A 23,002-nucleotide genomic window follows, 5' to 3' on the forward strand; every position below is an offset into this window, starting at 1 on the left:
TTACTCGACGATGACAAGCGGAGAGCCGAACTCGACCGCAGCACCGTCCTCGACCAGGATGCGTTTTACGGTGCCGGATTTGGGCGCCGGGATGTGATTCATGGTCTTCATCGCCTCGACGATCAACAGCGTATCGCCTTCGCTGACCTGCTGACCAACGGAGGTAAAGGCGGCAGCCCCCGGTTCCGGCGCCAGATAGGCGGTGCCCACCATCGGCGAGGTCACGGCGCCAGGGTGGCTGGCGGGATCTTCCGCAACCTCTGCGGCGGCGGCAGGGGCCGCGGCTGCGGGGGCAGCGGCGGCTGCCGGTGCGGGGGCCGCTGCGGCGACCTGTACCGGTGCGGGGACGGCGGGGATATGACGGGAGACGCGCACGTTCAGGCTGTCATCCTCGGCATAGTCACGCTTGACCTGAAGTTCGGTCAGGTCGTTCTCGCGCAAAAGCTCAGCCAGAGCCTTGATGAACGCCACATCTGCTTCGTGAGATTTATTTGTCATTTTGTTCCTCGGCAGGGTCCTGTCTGGCCCCGAAGGCTTCCGGGGCGGAAATTTTCGGCCTTATATGCCATAGCTGACCATAAGGAAAGCGTACTTGATCGCGGCCCAAGATGAGGGCGAACGTATCCGGTTTCAATGGTTTTTGCAGGGGAATATTCCGGTTCCGGGGGCGCTCAGAGCGGCATGCCGCTGAGTTTGGCCACCAGTTCGGGCAGCTTGCGCGCGCCGAACTTGTCCAGCAGTCGCGCCCGGTGAGTCTCTACCGTGCGGTAGGACAGGCCCAGCTTCAGCCCGATCTCCTTGGCGGACAATCCCCGGCAAGTCAGGATCGCGACGTCACGCTCGCGCGGGGTCAGGCTGACAACAGGGCGTTCTTCCGAAAGATCGGCAAACGACCAGACGCCAGTTTGAAAGGGCTGATCGCTGCGGCTGGTGGAGCGGCCCCGCACCCGGCACCAGAACAGCGCACCACAGCAGCGCCGCATGATGCGTTCATCATTGTAAACCCCGCTCTGGGCTTCGGGCATCTGCAGGAGTTCACCGATGCGATGATAATCCTCCGGACTGGGGTAGAGCGCGGCGATCGGCAGGTCGCACAGCTCGGCGGGATCACCGCCAAAGGTTTCGGCGAATTGCAGGTTGCAGCGCTTGATGACGCGATGCTCCAGCACGGCAAGACCAACGGGAGCGAATTCGAAGGCGGGATCAGACATGTGCCGGTTTTACGCCGGACGCGGCGCAAAGGGAACGCCCCTCTGCATCGCCGCACCACGCGGGGCGGGCAGGGCGCAGCCGCGAAACAGCAAAAAACGGCCGGGCGCGTGGTGCGGCCCGACCGATGAGGTGCGCGCGGCTGTCCATGGCCGTGCGACGGGGAGGTTTCTTCAGGGATCAGATCGCGAGGTATTCCGAGCGCAGTTCCTCGTTTTCCAGCACTTCGGCGGCGGTGCCGTCAAAGACGATGCCGCCGGTATCCAGGATTACGGCGCGATCCGCCAGTTGCAGCGCCCGCACCGCATTCTGTTCCACCAGAATCGTCGTCATGCCCTGTTCCTTGATGTGGATGAGGGTCTTTTCGATCTCGTCCACGATCACCGGCGCGAGGCCCTCGTAGGGTTCGTCGAGCAGGAGCACCTTGATATCGCGGGCCAGCGCGCGGGCGATCGCCAGCATCTGCTGTTCGCCACCGGAGAGGGTCACGCCCTCCTGCTTGCGGCGTTCGCCCAGACGCGGGAACAACTCGTAAAGGCGCTCGATCGACCAGCCGATGGGCGGTGCGATCTGTGCCAGCTCGAGGTTTTCCTCGACGGTGAGGCCGGGGATGATGCGGCGATCCTCGGGCACCAGACCCAGGCCGGCGGCGGCGGCTTCGTGGCTCTCCATCAGATGCAGCGGCTGGTGGTCGAGCCAGATCTCGCCGCGCGTGACCATGGGCGAGCCGGTGCGGGCGATCGACCGCAGGGTCGAGGTCTTGCCAGCACCGTTGCGGCCCAGAAGCGCCAGGATCTCGCCCTCATGGACGTTGAAATTGATGCCCTGCACGATATAGCTCTCGCCATAATAGGCATGGACGTCCCAGACCGATAGAAAGGCCGGAGCCGTGGCCGCCTGGTTCACACCCTTGGAGAAATCAGGTTTGACGTTCATATCTCTGTCCCCTTGTTACGCGGTTTCGCCGAGGTAGGCTTCGCGGACCTTTGGATTGCCGCGAATGTTCTCGGGGTCGTCTTCCACCAGAGGTGTCCCCTGCGCGAGCACGGTGATCCGGTTGGCGAGCGAGAACACCACATGCATGTCGTGCTCGATGATGGCGATGGTGATGTTGCGCTCTTCCGAGATCTGTTTCAGCAGGTCGATGGTATTGTTGGTATCGGCGCGTGCCATGCCCGCGGTGGGTTCGTCCAGCAGCAGCAGGCGCGGCTCCTGGCTGAGGCACATGCCGATTTCCAGCCGTCGCTTGTCACCGCGCGACAGCGAGGCCGCATGCATGTGCCGCTTGTCGGCCATGTTCATCTCTTCCAGCATGTGCTCGGCCTTGTCCATGATGTCCTTCTGCGACAGCACCGAGGCGATGGCGTTCAGCTCGAACGCCCCGTCACGCTTGGCCAGGCAGGGGATCATCATGTTTTCCAGCACCGTCAGATCGCCAAAGATCTCAGGCGTCTGGAACACGCGGGAAATGCCCATCTGGTTGATCTCGTAGGGCGCGCGGCCCAGCACCGACTGACCGTCGAACATCACCGATCCGGTGTCTGGGATCAGCTTGCCCACAAGGCAGTTCAGCAGGGTCGACTTGCCCGCGCCGTTCGGGCCGATGATGGCGTGAACCGAGTTCTCCTTGACCGAGAGGTTCACATCCGACAGCGCTTGCAGGCCGCCAAAGCGTTTGCCCACGTTTTTGACTTCGAGAATACCCATGTCTCTCTCCTTATTCCGCGGGGTTGGTTTCGCTTTGGCGGGCGTCAGATTTCTTGCGCCCCTTGAACCAGCCACCGATGCGCTGTCCACCTTCGACCAGACCACCGGGCAGGTAGATCACCACCAGCATGAACAGGATGCCGAGGGTCAGGTGCCAGCCCTTGCCGATGAACGGGTAGATGATGAAGACGATGAAATCCTCAAGTCCGTCCGGCAGGAAGCTGAACCAGCTGTGCAGCACGTTGCTGTTGATCTTGGAGAAGATGTTCTCGAAGTACTTGATGAAGCCCGCGCCCAGCACTGGCCCGATCAGGGTGCCTGCACCGCCAAGGATGGTCATCAGAACCACTTCGCCAGAGGCCGTCCACTGCATCCGCTCCGCGCCCGCAAGCGGGTCCATCGACGCCATCAGGCCACCGGCAAGCCCTGCATACATGCCGGAGATCACAAAGGCCGCCAGGGTGTAGGGTTTGGAGTTGAGGCCAGTGTAGTTCATCCGCTGCTGGTTGGATTTCACCGCCCGCAGCATCATGCCAAAGGGCGAGCGGAAGATGCGGATCGACAGGTAGAAGGCCGCGATCAGCACCAGCGCGCAGAGGTAGTAGCCCATGTTGAACTGGAACGCCCAGGGGCCCATCGCCATCTCGTAGGTGCCGCGCATCTCGAGGCCAAAGAGGTTGGTCACCGGGATCGACCCATCCGCCGTTGCCGTCTGCCCCAGAACCCGCGGGTCATCCAGCGTCAGTTGCAGGCCGGTCTCGCCATTGGTGATCGGTGTCAGCACCGAATAGGCGAGGCTGAAGGACATCTGCGCGAAGGCCAGCGTCAGGATCGAGAAGTAGATGCCCGAGCGCCGCAGGCTGACGTAGCCGATCACCAGGGCAAACAGGCCCGCGATGATGACGCTGAGGATAATGGCGGGCAGCACATTCATGCTGAGCAGTTTGAACATCCAGACCGCCGAGTAGGAGCCCACCCCGAGAAAGGCCGCATGGCCAAAGGAGAGGTATCCGGTCAGGCCAAAGAGGATGTTGAACCCGATGGCAAAGATCCCGAAAATCACGAAGCGCTGCATCAGGTCCGGATAGCCGGCGTTGAACTGCGCCAGGCCGCTGTCGGTCGGGAAGGGGTTCAGGATGAAGGGGGCAAAGATCGTAAGTCCAGCCACGATCAGAAGCAGTGTAGTGTCTCTTTTGTCTAGTCCGAACATGGTCTTAGTCCTCCATCACGCCTTTGCGCCCCATCAGGCCGCGCGGGCGGACCAGAAGGATGACGATTGCGACGAGGTAGATGATGATCTGGTTGATGCCGGGAATGAGGCTGATCGCCCATTCCATCGAGGCAAAGCTCTCAAGCACGCCGAGCACAAAGCCCGCAAGAACCGCGCCGGGCAGGGAGCCCATGCCGCCAACAACCACCACCACGAAGGACAGCACCAGAAAGTCCATGCCCATGTGGTAGTTGGGTGAATTGATCGGCGTGTACATGACGCCCGCAAGTCCCGCGACGGCGGCCGCGATGCCAAACATGATGGTAAAGCGGCGGTCGATGTTGATGCCGAGGAGGCCGACGGTCTCGCGGTCCGCCATGCCGGCCCGGACCACCATGCCGAAGGTGGTGAATTGCAGGAAGGCAAAGACCGCGCCGATGATGAGGCATGCGAAGCAGAAGTAGACGATGCGCCAGACCGGATAGATGATGTCCATGCCGATCACCGCGCCGAGGTTGGCCACGCCATTGAGCGCATCCGGTGCGGGCGTCGGGATCGGGTTGGCGCCGTAGAAATACTTGATGACCTCTTGCAGCACGATGGCAAGGCCAAAGGTCACCAGGATCTGGTCCGCATGGGGGCGCTTGTAGAAATGCTTGATCAGCCCGCGCTCCATGATGAAGCCGACGGCGATCATGATCGGGATCGCAAACAGGATCGCCAATGGCACCGACCAGTCGATGATGGCACCGCCCAGATCCGGTCCGAACCAGCTCTCGACATAGGGGGTTTTGACCTTCAGCGGATTGCCGAGAAAGTCGGTCTTGTCGGGGTCGACCGTCTCAAAGCTGAGGCTGAAGATCTTCTGCAGCGTCACCGCGCAGAAGGCACCGATCATGAACAGCGCCCCATGGGCGAAGTTCACGACGCCGAGCGTGCCAAAAATGAGTGTAAGCCCGAGCGCAATCAGCGCATAGGCAGAGCCCTTGTCGAGCCCGTTTAGGATTTGCAGAAGGAATGCGTCCATGATCCCCACCTTCCGGTTCGTCTGGGTGGCTGGTTTCGGGTTGCAACAGCTGGTCACGCCCGATCGCCGTCGGGGCGCGTGTCAGGTGGACCAAAGCTGTGCGGGAGAGGGGTGGTCAGGCGCGTCTGGCGCGCCCGACCTCTGATGTGGCTCTCGCGTTAGGCGCCCGGGTTACAGGAGCCCAGGTTGCCGCCCGCAAACATCGGGTGGTCGGCTGCGTATTCCACCTGCTCGCGCGGGGTGACCTCGACGACCTCAAGCAGGTCGAACTCGGAGGTCGGGTTTTCTTTCCCGCGCACCACAAGCACATCCTTGAAGCACTGGTGGTCGGCGCCGCGATAGAGCGTCTTGCCGTTGCCCATGCCGTCGAACTCGAAATCTTCGAGCGCTTCGGCCACGGCGCAGGGGTTGAACGATCCGGCACGCTGCACCGCATCCGCATAGAGCAGCGTCTGCACGTAGCAGGTATGTGCTGCCTGCGAGGGCGGGAAGCCGTATTTGGTGCCGAAGGACCGCACGAAGGCCTTGGAGCCTTCGTCCTGCAGCGACCAGTGCCAGTTGGTGGACCCGTGAATGCCTTTCACGTTGGCCCCGGCACCCTTCGCCATCAGGCGGGAGTAGAGCGGCACCACGATTTCGAAGTTCCTGCCGTTCACTTCCTTTTCGCGCAGACCGAACTGCACCGCGTTGGTCAGCGAGTTGACCATGTTGCCGCCATAGTGGTTCAGAACCAGCACGTCGGCACCGGAGTTCAGAACCGGTGCGATGTAGGAGGAGAAGTCGGTCGCCGCGAGCGGGGTTTTCACCGTGTTCACGGTTTCCCAACCCAGCGCCTCGGTGGCGGCCTTGATGGATTCCTCCTGGGTCCAGCCCCAGGTGTAGTCGGCGGTCAGGTGATAGGCCTTGCGGTCATCGCCATAGAGGTTCTTCAGCACCGGCGCCAGCGCCGCGCCGGACATGTAGGCGTTAAAGAAGTGACGGAAGCCATTGGCTTTCTTGTCTTTACCGGTGGTGTCGTTCGAGTGCGTCAGGCCCGCCATGAAGATGACGCCCGCCTCCTGGCAGAGGCCCTGCACCGCGATCGCCACGCCGGAGGACGACCCGCCGGTGATCATGATGGCGCCGTCTTTTTCGATCATCGACTTGGCAGAGGCGCGCGCCGCATCGGATTTGGTCTGGGTGTCGCCGGTGACATATTCGACCTTCTTGCCCAGGATGCCGCTGCCTTCGAGCGCCTTGGAGCTGAAGGTGTTCAGCATGCCGCCGTCGCCTTCGCCGTTCAGGTGCTCGACCGCCAGCTGGTAGGCGCGCAGCTCGTCGGCGCCCTCGTCCGCGTAGGGGCCGGTCTGCGGCACGTTGAAGCCGAGGGTGACGGTGCCGCCGGTCGGATCATTGGTAAAGGCCGAGGCGCTCTGCGCGGTGAAGATCGTCGGCAGCGCCAGCCCGGCGCTTGTCACGGCACCGGTTCTGAGCAGGCCACGACGGCTTAGGTCTGTCTTGGACATTTAGTTTCCTCCCTAGGATGAAAAAGGCGAGGCGCGACTCCTCACTTTCGCGCGTCCCCTTGCAGCATTGTGCAAAACGAGTATGGGCGTGCATTGTAAATCTGCGCAATAAAACCCTTGTTTTGCGTGGTTTTTCTGTAAAGAAATGTACAGTAAATCATGTGTTGCGGTAAATTTTCTTATTCTGCCGTGCAGAAAGCCCTTGAAAAGTCCCGCTTTTGCAAGAGGAGATCGACCGATGGTGGCAGACAGTATGACCGGGAGCCGTATCCGAGAGCGGCGGCTGATGCTGGGGATGCGCCAGGCGGATCTGGCGCGCGACGTGGGGATCTCGGCCTCCTACCTCAATCTGATCGAACACAACCGCCGCAGAATCGGCGGCAAGCTGCTTGTGGCGCTGGCGCAGGCGCTGGGGGTGGAGCCGTCGCTTCTGACCGAAGGGGTGGAGGCCGCGCTGGTCGCCGCGCTGCGCGAGGCGGCAGCGGATGCGCGCACTCCGGCGGTGGAACTGGACCGTGTCGACGAGTTCGCCGGCCGCTTTCCCGGCTGGGCGGAGGTGCTGACGGAGACCCATGGCCGGATCGGCGCTCTGGAGCGCACGGTGCGATCGCTGTCGGATCGGCTGACCCATGACCCGCATCTGGCGGCGTCGCTGCACGAGGTGCTCTCCACCGCGGCCGCGATCCGCTCGACGGCTGCGATCCTGGCGGAGCCGGGCGAGCTGGAGGCGGAATGGCGCGACCGGTTCCACAAGAACCTCGACGAGGACGCCCAGCGACTGGCGGACAGCAGCCGCGCGCTGGTGCGGTTCCTCGATGACAGCGATCAGGGCACCGAACGCCGCGGGATCCCGCAGGAGGAGGTCGAGGCTTTCTTTACCGCCCGCGGGTTCCACTTTCCCGAGTTGGAGGCGCGCACGGCGACGGCGGGCGAACTGGCCGACCGGGCAGCAGAGCTGGACAGTCGCGCGGCGCGGAAACTGGCGGCTGCGGCGCTGGCGGATTACGAGGCAGACGCGCGCGACATGCCGCTGGAGATTCTGCAAGAGGCGCTGGCGCGCTGCGGTCTGCTGCCCGGCGTGTTGGCGCGCGAATTTGGCGTCCCGGTGCATCGGGTCTTGCGTCGGCTGGCCGCCCTGCCGGAGGAGGTGCTGGGCCGGCCCACCGGGCTGGTGGTCTGCGATGCCTCCGGTTCGATCCTGTTCCGCAAACCGGTGCCGGGGTTCTCGCTGCCGCGTTTTGGGGCGTCCTGTCCGCTGTGGCCATTGTTCACGGCCCTGTCGCAACCGGGCGTGCCAATCCGGCGTCGCGTCCACCAGCAGGGCCGCGCCGCGCGGGACAGCGACTGTTTTGCGATTTCCTGGACGGCGCAGCCGGTGGCCTTTGACAGCGACCCGGTGTTGCGCGCCGTGATGTTGATCCTACCCTCGGTGGAGGCCCAGCCTTCCGATCCGGCAGCGGAGTCGCGCCCGGTGGGCGCCAGTTGCCGGATCTGCGTGCGCCGCAGCTGCGCGGCGCGGCGCGAACCCTCCATCCTGCGCCCGGCTCAGGGCGGCGAACAGGTGGTGCTGGACTAGCGGCAGCAGCGCACCCAGGGGCGGTCCTGTGTAACTGCCGGGTGACAGCGGCTTTGGTTTCATGCAAAGATCGCTCCGCACCCGGAGGAACCGGATACCGGCGTGGTGCATGGGGGAGGACAAGAGGGACCATGGCTGGACGAGTCGTTCTGATCGAAGACGAAGCCAATATTGCCGAGGCCATCCGCTTTCTGCTGTCGCGGGAAGGGTGGCAGGTGGACGTGCATGAGGATGGCAGCACCGCGCTGTCGGTGATCGAGGCCGCCGCGCCCGATCTGGTGATCCTCGACCTGATGCTGCCCGGCAAGAGCGGCATGGAAATCATTCGCGACATCAGGGAGATAGAGGCTCTGGCGCATCTGCCGGTGCTGATGCTCACGGCCCGCGGCCAGCTCAAGGATCGGGAAATGGCGGAGAAGGCCGGGGTGACCCGTTTCATGACCAAGCCGTTTTCCAATACCGAGGTTCTGGCCGCCGTGCGGGACCTGAATGCGCAGGCCCGGCAGGCCCGCGACCCGGAGGCCGGCTCCGCTCCGGTGACCTCCGTGCGCGACGTGGGCTGAGCGGATTGCGATGATCCGGTCCGACGGTGCTGGCAGCAAGGATGAGTTGCGCACGCCCTTTGTCGAGCGGCGCACCTACCGGCGACGTCGGCTGATGGATATCGCGCGGCTGGCCCCCCTGATCGGGGCGCTGCTGTTCCTGGTGCCGCTCCTGTGGCCACAGCAGGACCCCGGCGCGGGCCCGGAGGCACCGGCGGCCAGCAGCCTGTCGTCTGCGATGATCTACATCTTTGCCGTGTGGGGCGGGTTGATCCTGTTTTCGGTGGGGTTTTCGGTGGTGGTGCGCCTCTGGGCGGTCCACTGGACAGGCAGCGGCGGACCGGTGGACCCGCTCACTCCCGGCCCGGCGGGGTCTGACGTCCGGCCCGACGCCGCCACATCCGCGCCCGACACAGACCCGGAGACCGAGGCATGACCTCGCTCAACCTGCTGGCGATGGTCAGTATCGGCTATGTGTCGATCCTGTTTGCGGTGGCGTTCTGGGCGGATCGGCAGGCGTTGCGCGGACGTGGCGCGCGCTTCATGGGCTCGCCCCTGATCTACACGCTGTCGCTGTCGATCTATTGCACCGCCTGGACCTTTTACGGGGCCGTGGGCTATGCGGCGCGGTCGGGGATGGAATATGTCACCATCTACCTCGGTCCGACGCTGGTGATGATCGGCTGGTGGTGGGGCCTGCGCAAGCTGGTGCGGGTGGGGCGCAGCCAGCGCATCAGTTCGATCGCCGATCTGCTGTCGGCCCGCTATGGCAAATCCAATGTGCTGGCGATCGGGGTGACGGTGCTCGCGGTGATCGGGGTCACCCCCTATATCGCCCTGCAATTGCAGTCGATCACCCTGTCGGTGGCAATCTTTGCCGAAGCGGACCCGACCCGCAGCTACAACGAAAGCGGCATGGTGTTCTGGATCGCCACGGGGTTGGCCTGTTTTGCGATTCTGTTCGGTACCCGCAACCTCAACGCCAACGAACGCCACCACGGGGTGGTCATCGCGGTGGCGCTGGAGGCGGTGGTCAAGCTGATCGCGCTGGTCGCCGTCGGCATCTTTGTGGTCTGGGGGCTGGCAGGCGGCGTGGAGCAGGTGCTCGCCCGTGTCGACCGATCACCGATCGGGCAATGGCAGGTCGATGGGGGGCGCTGGACGGCGATCACCTTTCTGGCGGCGGCCGCCTTTGTCTGCCTGCCGCGCATGTTTCAGGTCATGGTGGTCGAGAACGAGGATGAGCGCCACCTGCGCATCGCCGCCTGGGCCTTTCCCACCTATCTGCTGCTGATCTCGATCTTTGTGGTGCCGATCGCGGCTGTGGGTCTCGAGCTGCTGCCGCAGGGCGCGAACCCGGATCTGTTTGTACTGACGCTGCCGCTGTCGCAGGGGCAGAACGGGCTGGCAATGCTGTCGTTCCTGGGCGGGTTTTCCTCGGCGACCTCGATGGTGATCGTGGCAGCGATGAGCCTGTCGACCATGGTGTCGAACCATATCGTGATGCCGATCTGGCTGCGCACCACCGATGCCTTTGGCGGCGCGTCGGTCTCGGGCGATGTGCGCTCTGTGGTGCTGTTTGCACGGCGCTTCTCGATCGCGGCGATCATGGGGCTGGGCTATGCCTACTACCAGATGTCCGGCGGCGGTGCGGCACTGGCGGCGATCGGATTGATTTCCTTTTCCGGGATCGCCCAGATCCTGCCGGCCCTGGTGGGTGGTCTGTTCTGGCGGGGTGCCACCCGCGCCGGCGCGCTGGCGGGGTTGTTCCTCGGCTTTACGGTCTGGGGCTATACCTTGCTGCTGCCCGAGGTCGCCGGGGGCGTGTTTTCCGCGGCCACCCTGAGCAACGGCCCCTTCGGCCTCGGTTGGCTGCGACCGCAGGCGTTGTTCGGGATCGAGGGGCTGGATCCGATCGTGCATTGTGTCCTCTGGTCGATGAGCCTCAATGTCGCGGCCTATGCCATTGTTTCCGTTCTGAGTTTCCCAAGCCCGATGGAGCGCTTGCAGGGCGCGCAATTCGTGCATGTCTTTGACCATTCCGCCGGGCCGGGCGGCTGGACCGGCTCCGTCGCGCAGAGCGAGGACCTGATGATCATGTCGCAGCGCATTCTCGGGCCGGATGAGGCGCAATCCTTCTTTCAGGCCGCGTTGAAACGTCAGGGTGGACCGGGCCCGCTGCCAGAACCCACACCGACCTTTCTGGAGCAGCTGGAACGCGAATTAAGCGCCTCGATCGGTGCGGCGGCGGCGCATGCGATGATCGGCCAGATCGTCAGCGGAGCCGCGGTGTCGGTCGAGGATCTGCTGGCGGTGGCCGACGAATCCGCGCAGTTGCTGGAGTATTCCAGCCGCCTGGAGGCCCAGTCGCAGGAATTGTCCCGCACCGCCCGCCAGCTGCGCGAGACCAACCAGAAACTGACGCAATTGTCCGAGCAGAAGGACGCCTTTCTGAGCCAGGTCAGCCACGAGCTGCGCACCCCGATGACCTCGGTGCGGGCGTTTTCGGAAATCCTGCGCGACGAGCCGGGACTCACGCCGCAAGAACAGCGCAAATATGCGTCCATCATCCATGACGAGGCCCTGCGGCTTACGCGATTGCTGAACGATCTTCTGGATCTCAGCGTGTTGGAGAGCGGCGCTGTCACGCTCAACCTGTCGCGCCGCAGCCTGTCGGACATCCTGGATCACGCGGTGGCCTCGGCACTGGCGGGCGCGGACGGTCCCCTGCGGGTCAACCGCGCGGGCGAGGCCGAGGCGGTTCTGGTGGAAACCGATGTGGACCGGCTGAGCCAGGTGTTCATCAACCTGATTGCAAATGCACAGAAATATTGCACCGCGGACAGCCCGACCCTGGAGATTGCCGTCACCGAGACGACCGATCAGGTGCATGTGGATCTGCGCGACAACGGCGCTGGCATCCCCGAAGATTTCCAGGCGATGATCTTTGAGAAATTCTCGAGAGTTACGCCGGAACGCGCCGGTGGCGCCGGGCTTGGTCTGGCGATCTGCAAGGAAATCATGCGACGCCTTGGCGGCGATGTCGCCTATCTTCCGGGCGACATGGGGGCCGCATTTCGCGTAACTTTGCCAAAACAAGCGAAAATAGAAGAAATCCGCTGAAATTTGTAAAGGTCTTGGTAACCAGCACTGGGCTAGAACCAGTGCCATAAGGGTGCGGAAGGCTCAGGTTCATTTTATGACTGACAAGGATCAAACGGAGGATGGCAAGCGCGCGGTCGGGGGACTGGCGCGCAAACTTGCTGCCTCGAAGGAAGGCACGGCGGGGACAGGAGGGTCCTTGACGCTGAAGGCGCTGCGCCGTTCGGTGGCCCGTGCGGCAGAAGACCTGTGCGAGTTGCCGATGGCGGTGATTGCGGCACGTCAAACCAACCGGACGCCGGATGACCTCGGCGGGTTGTTGTCAGACAGCCACCTGCTGGTCGTGCTGGATTGCCCGCAGGGGCGCATTGGGGCCGCGACGCTGGATGCGGCGGCGGTGACCGCCCTCATTCAACAACAGACCATGGGCACCGTCATGGGCATGTCCGGGACGGAGCGGCACTATACCCCCACCGACGCGGCGATGGTGGCGGAGTTTCTGGAAAAGCTGTTCGCCAAGGTCTCCTCGCTGCTGCACGATCAGACCGATCTGCGGATCTTCGAAGGCTATCGGTTTGGCGCCCAGGTCGAGGACGTGCGGACCCTGGTGCTCGGCATGGAGGCCGAGGATTATCGCGTCATCAACATGAACGTCGATCTCGCCACCGGCAAGATGCAGGGCGAAATCTGTCTGGTGCTGCCGGAACCCTCGGTGGAGCAGCTCGATGAGACGGATTCGGTGCGCGGACCGCGGCTTGGCTCCAGCGTTGGCTCGATGCGGGCGGAACTGACGGCGGTGCTGTGCAAGATGCGGGTGCCGCTGCGCCAGTTTGCAGCCCTGAAAAAAGGCGAGCTGCTGCCGCTGGATCAGGCTTATCTCTACGAGACCGACCTGCAGGCGATCAACGGCCAGCCCATCGCCAAGGGGCGTCTTGGGCAGATGAACGGATCGCGTGCAGTACGGTTGACGGAACAGCGCACCCGGCTCGTGTCCGGAGGCGAGGGCAGTTTTTCTGACGGCATTGCGCAGGGCGGCAACATGCAGGCGCTGGAGGACAACACGCTGGATCTCTCCATTGCGGCTCAGGGCCTGCAGGAACCCGGCGACAGCCTCGGAAGCGGGCTTGATGCAGGATTCGGTGGCGATCCCGCGGCCGACCTGGGGGCGCCAATGGGCGGCGACCTCGGTGCGGACCTTGGTGCGGATCTCGGCGGCGGCGGTCTGGGATCGGATATGGCCGGGGATCTGGGCGGCGGCCTGGAGGGCGGCGATCTTCCCATGGGTGATTTTGCCGGGATGGGAGAATTGCCTGATCTGCCGATGAATGATCTTGGCGATTTCAACGCCGATGACGCCGCGGCAGAAATCTCGGAACTGGCCGGATTGGGAGAAGATCTTCCGGAAACCGGGACCTAGGGGCAGGACCCATTAATTCTGCACCGCTGGTTTGACAGATTTTCTGCCTGACAAGGATCAGGGGCGCAGGAATAGTGGTTCTATTTCAATGCCCTGAGGCGACGGCAGGGTGAAAATCCGTCAAATCCAAAGGACGTCAACTCCGCTTCACCCCAGCGGCTTAGGCCGCATAAAAAGTGAACCACACTTCCCCGCGCGTCCTAAACCTCTGATATTTCGCGGAGTTGACGCCAGAGATGCAGAATTAATGGGTCCTGACCCTACGAGCGGGCACAGGTTCCCTCACAGATTCCCTCGGCCTTGTCGTCGGTCCATCCGCGATAGGGCAGGCTGGGCATCGGTGCGGGGCGGTGTTCACCGACCGCCCCCTGCCGCAAAATCCGAAACCCGCAGTGTGACGGGGGCGGCACCCGGCACAGGGGCCTCTGGTTTACGTCACAGAAGGGCGAAACGGGACGACGCGCCTAGGCTTTGTTTTGCGCCAGCGCATCGAGCGTCGGGCGTAGCCCGGACAGGTCGTAGCCGGCTTCCTGGGTCACATGCATGATGGTATCGACACTGAGATCGCCAGCCTGACCCAGAGACCAGACCACCGAACACCGCGTGCCGGAGGCGCAATAGGCCAGCACTGGTCCTGTCGCATTCTCATAGAGTTCGCGCTGGCGGGCGACATTCTCGGCAGTCATGGTCTGATGTGTCAGCGGCAGTTCTTGGAATGTGAGCCCAGCCGCCTCGACCGCTGCGCGCAGGGCCGCAGCCTGATGGCTGGGCGGCACTTCCGCGTCAGGGCGGTTGCAGATCACGGTGGTGAAACCGGCGGCTGCGATGGCGGGAACATCCTCCACGGAGATCTGCGGAGAAACCGAATAGCGGGGTGTAAGCGTGCGTGCGTCCATGCCACTCCTTTAAGCCTTTGCTCCGCTGCGGTCCAGAACCAAGCACTGCCTTGGCGCCATAAGCATAGGCCGGGGCATCGCAGCGCAAAAACGTGATGCCAGCCGCCGCAGTCCCGTGCGACGATGGCGGGGGGAGCTCTGATCTGTTGGTGTCCAGCCGATTTCGGACCAGGATGGGGTGGCTATCAATGCGCGTTCCAAGGCTGACCAAAGGCCCGGCCATAATGTCATCGTTGGTTATGATTCGCCTCGTGCCGAACAAACTGACCGCCCCGCGCTCCGAGGCTCGACACGCCGCAGGGGCGCTTGACCGTCAGCATGACATTCCAGATGTGGAATGTAAGCGTCGTCTGGGGTGTCAATCGATGCGCTAAAATGCAATCTCAGGTAGAGTTAACGTTATCAGATCCGGGTTTTGTGCTGCGCGTGCATTCTGCCCCCTCAAGACGTGCTGTGTTGCAGCATGCCTTTTTTTGAGGCGTATCAGCGGAGAATGCGTCAATTTGCGGTCTTGCAACATGCAGGCGTTGATGCAACCTGAGACTGTTGTAGACTAACCCAGTGTAGCGGGGCACAAAGATGACCTCGCTGCTGTGTAGGGGAGGAGAGTAACGAATGACCACGGAACAGTTGATCGAAAGAGCCTGCCTGCTGGAACAGAAGATCCGCGCCACACCGGAGCTCGGCCGGCTGGATCTGCAGCCCGAGTTTATCCGCGTGATGAACCGGCTCAAGGCGACTGGCGTGCAGGTTCCTGCCCATCTGAAACGCACCGAGCAGGTGCTGAACGATGAAATGATCGAAAGTCAGTTCGACAATATGCCGGTCTAGCGGCCCGTCGATCCAGCAGATCACAAGCGGCGCGGGTACCGGGACAACCGGTTTCAGGGGGCGTGCTGTGCGCGCCGGAGGGGGCGTGCTCGCTAATCGTCCCTGGTGTCGTCCCGAGTGTGGTGCATCTGTGTCGCTGCTCCGGCTGGCCCGGATCAGACATAAGGCGACATCTTGCGGCTGTGCCTGAGTGTCAGCTCAGGAACAGCCCAACCATCACCAGCATCAGACCCAGAACCGACAGCAGCAATGCGCCGAGGTTCTTGGGCAGGACGGATTGCAACACGGCGCGCAGTTCGTCATCGCTCAGCCCCTTGCGCTTGGCGCGCATGACGCTGACCACGCACCAGACCAGCCCGATCATACCGAGGATCGAGAGCGTGCCACCGGCCCAAACCAAATATTCCATCTGCCTGCTTTCCCTCTGTCAGGTCTCATGCCCGACACCGCCCCTGGCGCGTGTCACGCGGATGGTTCAGCGCCTACAAGAGTGATCCCGCCACTGCAAGCATGACCGTGGAACTCCAGCCTTGCGAGGCGCGTGACAGCGCTGTATCCCTCTGCCTCAACCGGTGCCAAACCGGAGCAGTTGAGGCAATTTGCACGAGGGCCATCCCATGGACATGACCGAAGACGAAAAGAGCGAAAACTACCGCGTCACCGCAGGCGAGCTGCGCCAGTTTGTGGAGCGGTTCGAGCGTCTGGACGAAGAGAAGAAGGCAATTGCCGAGCAGCAGAAAGAGGTCATGGCCGAAGCCAAAGGGCGCGGTTACGACGTCAAGGTTCTGCGCAAGATTATCGCCCTGCGCAAGCGCGATGAAAACGACATCGCCGAAGAAGAGGCCGTGTTGGAAATGTACAAAGAAGCGCTTGGAATGTCCTGAACCGGACCCATGCGCCGACGTTATCGAACGGGGATCTGAGGGGACTCAGGTCCCCGTTTTGCATTGAAAATGCGCTGTTCAGCTGTGTCTTTGTGCCTGCCAGAGATGTGCATCAGAATTAATCACGCATCATTTTTTCATTTAAATCATGTGATTGCGAGGCGCTTTTGCAGCGTCAAGCAGTGAGAAAACGCATTCTCTAAATTTTACCAGTTGATAAAAAATCCGCCTGTGGCACTCTGGTTTCAACAAGAAGACATCATTGACTGTCCAGTATCAGCAAGGAGACACCCAATGGCAGCAAGCCACCAGGTATCCGGAGTGCGATCGGAGCGGCTGAGCGCTCAGGAAATCGCAGAGAACTTCGCGGATCTTCACGCGCCCTTTGATGCGCATGAGGCCGCGGTTGCGGCGGATCGCTGTTATTTCTGTTTTGATGCGCCCTGTATGACGGCGTGTCCCACCAGCATCGACATCCCGCAATTTATCCGCGAGATCCAGGGCGCGCATGCGGAAAGTGCCGCCAAGACCATTCTGGAGCAGAACATCCTCGGCGGCATGTGCGCTCGGGTCTGCCCGACAGAGACGCTCTGCGAAGAGGTCTGCGTGCGGGAGGTGGCCGAGGGCAAGCCGGTCGAAATCGGTCGCTTGCAGCGCTACGCCACCGATATGCTGATGGAGCGGGACGTGCACCCCTTCACCCGCGCAGCGGCTACGGGCAAGCGGGTTGCGGTTGTCGGGGCAGGGCCTGCGGGTCTTGCGGCGGCGCACCGTCTGGCGATGCACGGTCACGAGGTCACGGTCTATGAGGCCAAGGCCAAGGCGGGCGGCCTCAATGAATTCGGGATCGCGGCCTATAAATCCACCAATGATTTTGCCGCGCGCGAGGTGGAGTGGTTGCTGCAAATCGGCGGCATCACCATCGAGTACGGGCGTGGGCTTGGCATTGGGCTGACGCTGGAGGGGCTTCAGTCTGACTTTGATGCGGTGTTTTTGTCGGTTGGGCTACAGGGCGTCAATGCGCTGCGTGCGGACGGCGAAGACAAGGACGGCGTGCGCGATGCGGTGGATTTCATCGCGGAGCTGCGTCAGGCCGAGGATCTGACCGCGCTGCCCGTGGGGCGCAATGTGGTGGTCATCGGCGGTGGTATGACCGCCGTGGATGCCGCCGTGCAGTCCAAGCTCTTGGGCGCTGAAAATGTCACCATCGCTTATCGCCGGGGGCGTGACGCCATGGGCGCAAGCCGGTTTGAACAGGATCTTGCGGCCTCCAAGGGCGTGAAGCTGATGTTCAACGTGATGCCAAAGGCAATCCACGGCAACGGCTCTGCGGTCGAGATCGAACTGGAATACACCGATGTTGTGGACGGGCGCGTCACTGGCACCGGAGAGACGGTGCGACTGGCCGCCGATCAGGTGATGAAGGCCATCGGTCAGACGCTTGAGGGCCAGCCGGAGACGCTGGAGCTGGAGGGGCGCAAGATCAAGGTCTCTGAAACCGGGCGCACCTCCGTGTCCGGGGTCTGGGCCGGGGGCGATTGTGCATCCGGTGGCGATGACCTCACCGTGACCGCCGTCGCCGAGGGCCGCGATGCGGCCGAAGATATCCACGCGAGCCTGATGGGCTGAAGCCGCTATGCGCCGCCTTGCAGTGTAGGGCAGGACAGGCCGCATAGTTAGCAAACAGGGAGAGATCAAATGGCTGATCTTACAACAGAATTCCTCGGTATCAAATCACCGAACCCGTTTTGGCTGGCCTCCGCGCCGCCAACCGACAAGGAATACAACGTCCGCCGCGCCTTTGAGGCTGGTTGGGGCGGTGTGGTCTGGAAGACGCTGGGTGCTGAAGGTCCGCCGGTGGTGAATGTGAATGGCCCGCGCTATGGCGCGATCTGGGGCGCGGACCGGCGGCTCTTGGGGCTCAACAACATCGAGCTGATCACCGACCGTCCGCTGGATGTAAACCTTGAGGAAATGACCCGCGTGAAGAAGGATTATCCGGATCGCGCGCTCATTGCCTCGATCATGGTGCCCTGTGAAGAAGCCGCGTGGAAAGCGATCCTGCCGCGTGTGGCAGAGACTGGCTGTGACGGGATCGAGCTGAACTTTGGCTGTCCGCACGGCATGGCCGAGCGCGGCATGGGCTCTGCGGTGGGGCAGGTGCCGGAATACATCCAGATGGTCACGGAGTGGTGCAAGCAATATTACGACAAGCCGGTGATCGTGAAGCTGACGCCCAATATCACCGACATTCGCCACCCGGCGCGCGCGGCCAAGGCTGGCAATGCGGATGCGGTGTCGCTGATCAACACGATCAATTCGATCACCTCGGTGAACCTTGATGCGATGTCGCCGGAGCCGATGATCGGCGGCAAGGGCACCCATGGCGGCTATTGCGGCCCGGCGGTGAAGCCGATCGCGATGAATATGGTCGCCGAGATCGCCCGCGATCCGCAGACCGCTGGCCTGCCGATTTCCGCTATTGGCGGCGTCACAACCTGGCGCGATGCGGCAGAGTTCATCGCGCTGGGGGCGGGCAATGTGCAGGTCTGCACGGCGGCCATGACCTATGGGTTCAAGGTTGTCGAGGAGATGATCTCGGGTCTGTCGGACTGGATGGATCAGAAGGGGTATTCCTCCATCGAGGACTTCCGCGGCATGGCGGTTCCCAATGTCACCGACTGGCAGTATCTGGATCTGAACTATGTGACCAAGGCGAAGATCTCTCAGGACGATTGCATCAAATGCGGGCGTTGCTTTGCGGCCTGCGAGGATACCTCGCATCAGGCGATCGCGATGTCGGCGGATCGGACCTTTACGGTGAAGGACGATGAATGCGTGGCTTGCAACCTCTGTGTCAATGTCTGCCCGGTCGAGGGCTGCATCACCATGGAAGAGGTTGCGGCCGGCGCGGTGGATGAGCGCACCGGCAAGGTGGTGAGTGGTGAATATGGCAATTGGACACAGCATCCGAACAATCCGGCCGCGACGGCGGCGGAATAAGCCAGGGCGGGGAGGCTCCCGCCCGTCGAGGATGCAGGTTTCCTGCATCCTCTCCCGTTGGGCCCGGCGCCGCGCTTCGCGCGGCGCTTTGGTGTAGAAACGAGGCCGGATCGCTATTGGGGAGAGATCGGAATTTTGCTGGGGAGGTCCATCAGGGGCACATGTGTCCTGATGGACCAGATCAAGTTTGAGGCGGGCGCTGGCGCCTCAAGGGTAAACGTCGCTTGCGCGCCGCCGCTTTGCAGCCCTTGACCCGCCATCCCCCTCGTGGGCTCCCAACTTGGGCGTTGGGTCCGGAGTGTCAGGTCGTGGGCGTGAGCATGCGGCGGTAGAGAGTGTCGAGAAACTCCGGCGCGGCGGCGAAGGGATCCTCGGGGGTCATCAGGGTCTGTACCTGAACTTCGAAATCCGCGTAATGCTGGGTGAGGGACCAGATCGAAAACAACAGATGCCTGGGATGAACGCTGGCGATCTTGCCTGCCGCCATCCAATCCTGAAAGATGACTTCTGTCGCATCCACCAATTCGCGCAGTTCCGTCGAGAGCGTGTCGATCATGCGCGGCGCGCCTTGCACGATCTCATTGGCGAACAGCCGGCTTTCGCGCGGCATGTCCTGACTCATCTGCAATTTGCGCTGAACGTAGGTGAGGATTTCCTCCATCGGGTCTCCGTCCGGGTCGATATCGCGCAGCGGGGCCAGCCAGGTTGCGAGAAGTTTCGACAGAAGCTCGGTAAAGATCGCTTCCTTGGACGGGTAATAATAGAGCAGATTGGGCTTTGACAGACCGGCCGCGCTGGCGATCTGATCGACCGTCGATCCGCGAAAACCGTTTTGGGAAAACACATCCAGAGCGGCCTCCAGGATATTGGCACGATTGCGTTTTTGGATCCTCGTCGGGCTGCGGTCTTTGGGCATGTCGTGCCGGTGCTTTCTGTTGGTGTCTGGTCCTGGCAGGCGTCGCATGATTTTTGCACAGATGCCCGGCAGCTGAAATCAATTCCGAACGGACAGGCGCGCAATTTCTTGACTGAGTCTCATCTGGTGATAGCGTGAGTTTGACCAGTTGGTCAAATGTCCGGCCTTGCCCGTCTTGGCGACCCGGCCAGAACCAACGGCACAGTGAGAGCCACTGACCCGGGCTGGACAAGCCACGCATGACCCCGTCCCGATGCATGAGGGCGAGGCAGACCACAGGGAAGGAAGCAAACAGAGATGACCGCGCTTGGACAAAATCTGAAAATCAACGGCGATCGGCTGTGGGACAGCCTGATGGAGATGGCCAAGATCGGCCCCGGCGTCGCGGGGGGCAACAACCGCCAGACGCTCACCGATGCGGATGCCGAGGGGCGGGCGCTGTTTCAGTCCTGGTGCGAGGCGGCAGGCATGACCATGGGCTGTGACACCATGGGCAATATGTTTGCGACCCGCCCCGGCGAAGACCCCGACGCGCTGCCGGTCTACATGGGCTCGCATCTGGACACCCAGCCCACGGGCGGCAAATACGATGGCGTTCTCGGCGTTCTTGGCGGGTTGGAAGCCGTGCGCACGATGAACGACCTCGGGATCAAGACCAAACACCCGATCGTGGTCACGAACTGGACCAACGAGGAAGGCACCCGGTTTGCGCCCGCGATGCTGGCCTCAGGCGTGTTTGCGGGCAAGCACACGCAGGACTGGGCCTATGGGCGCGAGGATGCCGAGGGCAAGACGTTCGGCGACGAGTTGAAGCGGATCGGCTGGGTCGGCTATGAGACGGTCGGCGCGCGCAAGATGCATGCGATGTTCGAACTGCACATCGAACAGGGCCCCATCCTGGAGGCCGAAGGCAAGGATATCGGCGTTGTGACCCATGGGCAGGGGCTGTGGTGGTTGCAATGCACGGTGAGCGGCAAGGACGCACATACTGGCTCCACGCCGATGAACATGCGGGTGAATGCCGGGCTTGGCATGGCGCGCATGACCGAAGTGGCGCATCAGATCGCCATGGCGCATCAGCCGCATGCCGTCGGCGCGGTGGGGCATTGCGACATTTTCCCGAACTCGCGCAATGTGATCCCCGGCAAGGTGGTGTTCACCGTCGATTTCCGCACGCCGGATCTGGAGAAACTCACGTCGATGCGGGCGCAGTTCGAGGCCAAGGCGAAGGAGATCGCCGAGGAGCTGGGGCTCGGGCTGGAGATCGAACCCGTCGGGCATTTTGACCCCGTGACCTTTGACGAGACCTGCGTCAGCGCGGTGCGCAATGCGGCGGAGCGTCTGGGCTACAGCCATCTCGATATCGTGTCCGGCGCGGGGCATGACGCCTGCTGGATCAACGATGTGGCCCCCACTGCGATGATCATGTGCCCCTGCGTTGATGGGCTGAGCCACAACGAAGCGGAAGAGATTTCCAAGGACTGGGCCGCAGCGGGCACCGATGTGATGCTGCATGCGGTGCTGGAGACGGCAGAGATCGTCGCCTGACATCACAATACCAAGGGGGCACTGCCCCCGTCGCGCCTGCGCGACCCCCGGGATATTCAGGGTCACAAGAAACTCACCCGGGATCTGAAGACAACGGCGCGCAAGGCGTCGGACCACAGGGAGTTTGATATGACCAAAGTCATCAAGAACGGCACCATCGTGACCGCGGATCTGACCTATAAGGCAGATGTGCTGGTGGAAAACGGGATTATCACCGAAATTGGCCCGGATCTGAAAGGCGATGAGGTGCTGGACGCCACCGGCTGCTACGTGATGCCGGGCGGGATCGACCCGCATACCCATCTGGAGATGCCCTTCATGGGCACCTATTCCACCGATGATTTCGAAAGCGGCACCCGCGCGGGACTGGCGGGCGGCACCACCATGGTGGTGGATTTTGCGTTGCCGCAGCCGGGCGAAAGCCTGCTGGATGCGCTGAAGCGCTGGGACAACAAATCCACCCGGGCGAACTGCGACTATTCTTTCCACATGGCGGTGACATGGTGGGGGGAGCAGGTCTTTGACGAGATGAAGACCGTGATCGAGACCCGCGGCATCAACACGTTCAAGCATTTCATGGCCTATAAGGGCGCCTTGATGGTGAACGACGATGAGCTCTATGCGTCCTTCCAGCGCCTGTCGGAGCTGGGCGGCATTGCCATGGTGCACGCCGAAAACGGCGATGTGGTGGCGGAGCTGAGCGCCAAGCTGCTCGCGCAGGGCAATACCGGCCCGGAGGCGCATGCCTATTCCCGGCCGCCGCAGGTCGAGGGCGAGGCCACCAACCGCGCCATCATGATCGCCGATATGGCGGGCGTGCCGCTCTATGTGGTGCATACCTCCTGCGAGGACAGCCACGAGGCGATTCGCCGTGCGCGCATGCAGGGCAAACGGGTCTGGGGCGAGCCGCTGATCCAGCATCTGACACTGGATGAGAGCGAGTATTTCAACGCCGATTGGGACCATGCCGCGCGCCGGGTGATGTCGCCGCCGTTCCGCAACAAGCAGCATCAGGACAGCCTCTGGGCGGGGCTTCAGTCTGGCTCCCTGTCGGTGGTGGCAACGGATCACTGCGCCTTCTCGACCGAGCAGAAACGCTATGGTGTGGGGGATTTCACCAAGATCCCCAATGGCACCGGCGGGCTTGAGGATCGGATGCCGATGCTCTGGACCCATGGGGTTGAGACCGGCCGTCTGACGCCCAATGAATTTGTCGCGGTCACCTCGACCAACATCGCCAAGATCCTGAACTGCTATCCGAAAAAAGGCGCGGTTCTGGTCGGGGCGGATGCGGATCTGGTGGTCTGGGACCCGGCGAAAACCAAAACGATCTCGGCGGCCTCGCAGCAATCCGCCATTGATTACAACGTGTTCGAGGGCAAAGAGGTCAAAGGCCTGCCGCGCTACACGCTGACCCGCGGTCAGGTGGCTGTGATGGACGGCGAAATCAAGACGCAGGAAGGCCACGGCAAGTTTGTGGAGCGCGCGCCCAACACCGTGGTCAACACGGCGCTCAGCACCTGGAAGGATCTGACCGCGCCGCGCCCGGTGGAGCGCAGCGGCATTCCCGCCACTGGCGTCTAACTGCATCAGGAACGGGGGCCGCGTGCCCCCGTTTGTTTGACCAAG

22 protein-coding genes are annotated in these 23,002 nt (G+C 62.6%); 12 read left to right on the forward strand and 10 right to left on the reverse strand.

The features are described from left to right. The 6 genes from accB to MHM97_RS03345 form a co-directional block, all read right to left on the reverse strand. Window positions 1-498 carry an acetyl-CoA carboxylase biotin carboxyl carrier protein gene (gene accB / locus MHM97_RS03320; RefSeq protein WP_239319443.1) on the reverse strand — a complete coding sequence of 166 codons (498 nt, stop codon included), beginning with the start codon at window positions 496-498 and terminating at the stop codon, window positions 1-3. 173 nt (window positions 499-671) lie between these two features. After that, window positions 672-1,211, reverse strand: a complete 540-nt coding sequence (locus tag MHM97_RS03325; RefSeq protein WP_239319446.1) for a PAS and helix-turn-helix domain-containing protein — start codon at window positions 1,209-1,211, stop codon at window positions 672-674. Window positions 1,212-1,389: 178 nt separating this feature from the next. Then, window positions 1,390-2,145, reverse strand: coding sequence for an ABC transporter ATP-binding protein (locus MHM97_RS03330; RefSeq protein ID WP_239319449.1), 756 nt, complete (start codon window positions 2,143-2,145; stop codon window positions 1,390-1,392). Between the two features lie 15 nt (window positions 2,146-2,160). Then, entirely contained in the window at window positions 2,161-2,916 is a 756-nt protein-coding gene (locus tag MHM97_RS03335) for an ABC transporter ATP-binding protein (RefSeq protein ID WP_239319452.1), read from the reverse strand. 10 nt (window positions 2,917-2,926) lie between these two features. After that, on the reverse strand, window positions 2,927-4,126 hold the full coding sequence (locus tag MHM97_RS03340; RefSeq protein WP_239319455.1) for a branched-chain amino acid ABC transporter permease: 1,200 nt from the start codon (window positions 4,124-4,126) through the stop codon (window positions 2,927-2,929). A gap of 4 nt (window positions 4,127-4,130) precedes the next feature. Further along, the gene (locus MHM97_RS03345; RefSeq protein WP_239319457.1) at window positions 4,131-5,153 is read right to left on the reverse strand and encodes a branched-chain amino acid ABC transporter permease; all 1,023 of its coding nucleotides are present in this window, start codon (window positions 5,151-5,153) and stop codon (window positions 4,131-4,133) included. Here MHM97_RS03345 and MHM97_RS03350 point away from each other — a divergent pair. Beyond that, complete coding sequence (locus MHM97_RS03350) at window positions 5,152-5,298, forward strand: hypothetical protein (protein ID WP_239319460.1); 147 nt, start codon at window positions 5,152-5,154, stop codon at window positions 5,296-5,298. The two genes, MHM97_RS03345 and MHM97_RS03350, sit on opposite strands and share 2 nt — an antisense overlap. A gap of 13 nt (window positions 5,299-5,311) precedes the next feature. On the opposite strand, the gene MHM97_RS03355 is transcribed toward MHM97_RS03350, so the two are convergent. Further along, window positions 5,312-6,658 (reverse strand): substrate-binding protein, encoded by a 1,347-nt coding sequence (locus tag MHM97_RS03355; protein ID WP_239319463.1) that lies wholly within the window; start codon window positions 6,656-6,658, stop codon window positions 5,312-5,314. A 238-nt stretch (window positions 6,659-6,896) separates the two neighbouring features. Here MHM97_RS03355 and MHM97_RS03360 point away from each other — a divergent pair, with 238 nt between their 5' ends. The 5 genes from MHM97_RS03360 (at window position 6,897) to MHM97_RS03380 (ending at window position 13,295) form a co-directional block, all read left to right on the forward strand. Further along, window positions 6,897-8,234 (forward strand): helix-turn-helix domain-containing protein, encoded by a 1,338-nt coding sequence (locus MHM97_RS03360; protein WP_239319466.1) that lies wholly within the window; start codon window positions 6,897-6,899, stop codon window positions 8,232-8,234. 131 nt (window positions 8,235-8,365) lie between these two features. Then, window positions 8,366-8,797, forward strand: a complete 432-nt coding sequence (locus MHM97_RS03365) for a response regulator transcription factor (RefSeq protein ID WP_239319468.1) — start codon at window positions 8,366-8,368, stop codon at window positions 8,795-8,797. Window positions 8,798-8,807: 10 nt separating this feature from the next. Further along, window positions 8,808-9,212 (forward strand): hypothetical protein, encoded by a 405-nt coding sequence (locus MHM97_RS03370; protein ID WP_239319470.1) that lies wholly within the window; start codon window positions 8,808-8,810, stop codon window positions 9,210-9,212. Then, window positions 9,209-11,899, forward strand: coding sequence for an ATP-binding protein (locus MHM97_RS03375; RefSeq protein WP_239319472.1), 2,691 nt, complete (start codon window positions 9,209-9,211; stop codon window positions 11,897-11,899). Before MHM97_RS03370 ends, MHM97_RS03375 begins: the two co-directional genes overlap by 4 nt. Window positions 11,900-11,975: 76 nt before the next feature. After that, the gene (locus MHM97_RS03380; RefSeq protein ID WP_239319473.1) at window positions 11,976-13,295 is read left to right on the forward strand and encodes a FliM/FliN family flagellar motor switch protein; all 1,320 of its coding nucleotides are present in this window, start codon (window positions 11,976-11,978) and stop codon (window positions 13,293-13,295) included. Between the two features lie 464 nt (window positions 13,296-13,759). Here MHM97_RS03380 and MHM97_RS03385 read toward each other — a convergent pair whose 3' ends face one another. Then, window positions 13,760-14,191, reverse strand: a complete 432-nt coding sequence (locus MHM97_RS03385; RefSeq protein WP_239319474.1) for a TIGR01244 family sulfur transferase — start codon at window positions 14,189-14,191, stop codon at window positions 13,760-13,762. A 615-nt stretch (window positions 14,192-14,806) separates the two neighbouring features. Between MHM97_RS03385 and MHM97_RS03390 the strand changes: the two genes are divergently transcribed. Continuing rightward, on the forward strand, window positions 14,807-15,022 hold the full coding sequence (locus MHM97_RS03390; protein ID WP_239319479.1) for a hypothetical protein: 216 nt from the start codon (window positions 14,807-14,809) through the stop codon (window positions 15,020-15,022). Window positions 15,023-15,215: 193 nt separating this feature from the next. On the opposite strand, the gene MHM97_RS03395 is transcribed toward MHM97_RS03390, so the two are convergent. Next, on the reverse strand, window positions 15,216-15,431 hold the full coding sequence (locus MHM97_RS03395; protein WP_239319481.1) for a hypothetical protein: 216 nt from the start codon (window positions 15,429-15,431) through the stop codon (window positions 15,216-15,218). Between the two features lie 208 nt (window positions 15,432-15,639). On the opposite strand from MHM97_RS03395, the gene MHM97_RS03400 reads away from it, so the two are divergent. From MHM97_RS03400 to preA, 3 genes are all read left to right on the forward strand, one after another. Next, on the forward strand, window positions 15,640-15,906 hold the full coding sequence (locus MHM97_RS03400) for a DUF2312 domain-containing protein (RefSeq protein WP_005609905.1): 267 nt from the start codon (window positions 15,640-15,642) through the stop codon (window positions 15,904-15,906). A gap of 294 nt (window positions 15,907-16,200) precedes the next feature. Further along, window positions 16,201-17,535 carry an NAD(P)-dependent oxidoreductase gene (locus tag MHM97_RS03405; protein WP_239319482.1) on the forward strand — a complete coding sequence of 445 codons (1,335 nt, stop codon included), beginning with the start codon at window positions 16,201-16,203 and terminating at the stop codon, window positions 17,533-17,535. Between the two features lie 69 nt (window positions 17,536-17,604). After that, window positions 17,605-18,909: an NAD-dependent dihydropyrimidine dehydrogenase subunit PreA gene (preA, locus tag MHM97_RS03410; protein ID WP_239319483.1), complete on the forward strand. Its 1,305-nt coding sequence runs from the start codon at window positions 17,605-17,607 to the stop codon at window positions 18,907-18,909. A 301-nt stretch (window positions 18,910-19,210) separates the two neighbouring features. Here the strand turns inward: preA and MHM97_RS03415 are convergent, their stop codons facing one another. Next, a complete protein-coding gene (locus MHM97_RS03415) occupies window positions 19,211-19,825 on the reverse strand; it encodes a TetR family transcriptional regulator C-terminal domain-containing protein (protein WP_239319484.1) in 615 nt (204 codons plus the stop codon). A gap of 297 nt (window positions 19,826-20,122) precedes the next feature. On the opposite strand from MHM97_RS03415, the gene MHM97_RS03420 reads away from it, so the two are divergent. Together MHM97_RS03420 and hydA are read left to right on the forward strand one after the other, a co-directional pair. After that, on the forward strand, window positions 20,123-21,373 hold the full coding sequence (locus MHM97_RS03420) for a Zn-dependent hydrolase (protein WP_239319485.1): 1,251 nt from the start codon (window positions 20,123-20,125) through the stop codon (window positions 21,371-21,373). Between the two features lie 129 nt (window positions 21,374-21,502). Continuing rightward, entirely contained in the window at window positions 21,503-22,957 is a 1,455-nt protein-coding gene (gene hydA, locus MHM97_RS03425) for a dihydropyrimidinase (protein WP_239319486.1), read from the forward strand. The last annotated feature ends 45 nt before the right edge of the window (window positions 22,958-23,002 follow it).

Origin of the sequence: Epibacterium sp. Ofav1-8, assembly GCF_022348185.1 — a bacterium.
Lineage (GTDB): Bacteria > Pseudomonadota > Alphaproteobacteria > Rhodobacterales > Rhodobacteraceae > Epibacterium.